Annotated in this window: 3 protein-coding genes; all 3 read right to left on the reverse strand. The window is 60.3% G+C overall.

The genetic code is table 11. The features are described from left to right. The coding region (locus tag CQ14_RS45230) for a hypothetical protein (protein WP_210183154.1) at window positions 1-186 on the reverse strand (186 nt) is incomplete at its 3' end. Window positions 187-276: 90 nt separating this feature from the next. Beyond that, window positions 277-1,014 (reverse strand): carbonic anhydrase, encoded by a 738-nt coding sequence (locus CQ14_RS09700; RefSeq protein WP_057857686.1) that lies wholly within the window; start codon window positions 1,012-1,014, stop codon window positions 277-279. Window positions 1,015-1,549: 535 nt separating this feature from the next. Then, window positions 1,550-1,883, reverse strand: a 334-nt coding sequence (locus CQ14_RS44550; RefSeq protein WP_199805490.1) for a hypothetical protein, incomplete at its 5' end; no start/stop codon positions are given.

Here is a 1,883-nt window from a genome sequence, read left to right on the forward strand (position 1 = left end):
CGCCTCGTGCATAAATCCTGCTTGGTGCGGCGTACTCGATGTCCGCTTTTCCCGATACGACCAAATACCGCAGCGCAGCGAAATGACGCGATGGGCCAGCAGGCGATACAGCAGGTTGGCTGAGTACGAAAAGCCGCAACTGAGGCTTTGCGGCCCCGAAACGTGTTCAGGACTGCGGAGAGCCAACGACCTTCAGCTCGTGGCCATCTCCGCGCGCGGCATCGCAGGGTTGTGGTCGCCCGCGGCCCCGCGCGAAACGGCCCGTTGCTGGGAGTGTCAGCCCAGCAGCTCGACGCTGCCGGTGTCGAGCCGATAAAGGCCGCCGACGACCTTGAGCTTGTTCTGCTCAACTGCCGCGTTCAGAATCGGGGTTGCCGATTTCAGCTTGTTGACGTTGTCCACCACATTTTGCCGGGTCGCGTTGGCGAGTGCATCCCCGCTTTGCTGCGATGACGCCTTGACCGCGGGCGCAAGTGCGGCGATGAGGGATGGGATGTGCCCCGGCGGCGGCTTGTCGTCTTTCAGCGACTGGATCGTAGCATCGACGGCGCCGCAGCGGTCGTGGCCGAGCACCAGGATCAGTGGCGTATTTAGTACCGCAGCGGCATATTCCATGCTCGCGACCGTGTCATCGTTGGCGAAATTGCCTGCAACGCGGCAGACGAACAGATCGCCAAGTCCGCTGTCGAACGCAAATTCGGGTGCAATACGCGAATCGGCACAGCTCAGGATCGCGGCATGTGGATTTTGCCCACCGACCAAGACTTCGCGTTCGTGCTCAAAACCCTGGCACCGCGATGCGCCCTGGACATAGCGTGCATTGCCTTCCATGAGTCGCTTCAGTGAAGCGTCCGGCGAGAGCACGTTGTCGGGCTTGGGTGGTGCTTTCGCCTCCTTCGCGTCAGCAATCCTGTCGCCAAGCAGCACGCCAACCGCCGAAGCAGCGAACAACATTAGGGAACGCCGAGACGGCGCGAGCAGGTGAGGTAGATTCGGGGAGCAGTTTTCACACATATTTTCCTAGCCTGTGCGGTTTACAACGTCTGCGTCAAGAGCGCTTGAAATGTACTTGCAAGGTGTATGGATTACGAGAAAACGTCCCGCGTGGCGAGCGGTTAGGTGGGCTTGATGCCGCACTGGACAGATGAACGCTCAATGGCATCGGCCCCGTGTTGGCGCAAGAAACGCGCCGCCAGCAGATTGCTTCGAGGCGCCATTCAATTGCCTCCATGCGCAATGGGTCGTATCGAGCAGTTGAGGCGTCCGCCTTGGGTCATTCTCGACCGGGTCGAGGCAGCACAAAGGCCGGCAATATCCGTTATGCCACAAAGCGGAAGTGAATTCGGAGCATTGGCGCCACCGCGACGGGCCGTTGTGGGTTGATCGCACTGCCGTGAGTCCCCCCGAACCGGAGTCTCGAACCATGCGCGACGAACTCAGTGACTGACCAAGGGACACGCTAAAGAAATCCGCGTCGCGCCGATCGCGAAGAAGGATGCCGAAGCGCGGATCACGCCGTTGCATTACAGCCCCAAGACGGTCAACAAATTCATTCCTCGCGCTCGGCGTGTTTATCGGCGGCCGGTATGACATTTTGCCCGTCGATGGATAAAAGCCACATCCAAGGGCTGGTGCGCAATACGCCATGGAATGGATTTCTCGAGTTGAACCGGCTGGTGTTCTTGGAAGCATTGCCGCGCAATAGCAGGAAGCCGCGCGCTCCGCACTGCGGATGATCAAAAGGCATTATCCGCACATCGAGTGCGTGATCTCGTTCGCCGATGGGTGCCAGTGCGGCGACCGGACGATTTGTCGCGCGGCTGCCTTCGTGCGTAAGCGCCCGGTCATGACCCGGGCTTTTGTTCGCCGCCCTTCTCGCCGCG

Source organism: Bradyrhizobium lablabi (genome assembly GCF_001440475.1).
Classification (GTDB): Bacteria; Pseudomonadota; Alphaproteobacteria; order Rhizobiales; family Xanthobacteraceae; genus Bradyrhizobium; species Bradyrhizobium lablabi.

Coding starts and splice junctions, on each gene's coding strand:
- CQ14_RS09700 (WP_057857686.1), bottom strand. CDS start 1,014: ATGTGTGAAAACTGCTCCCCGAATCTACCTCACCTGCTCGCGCCGTCT.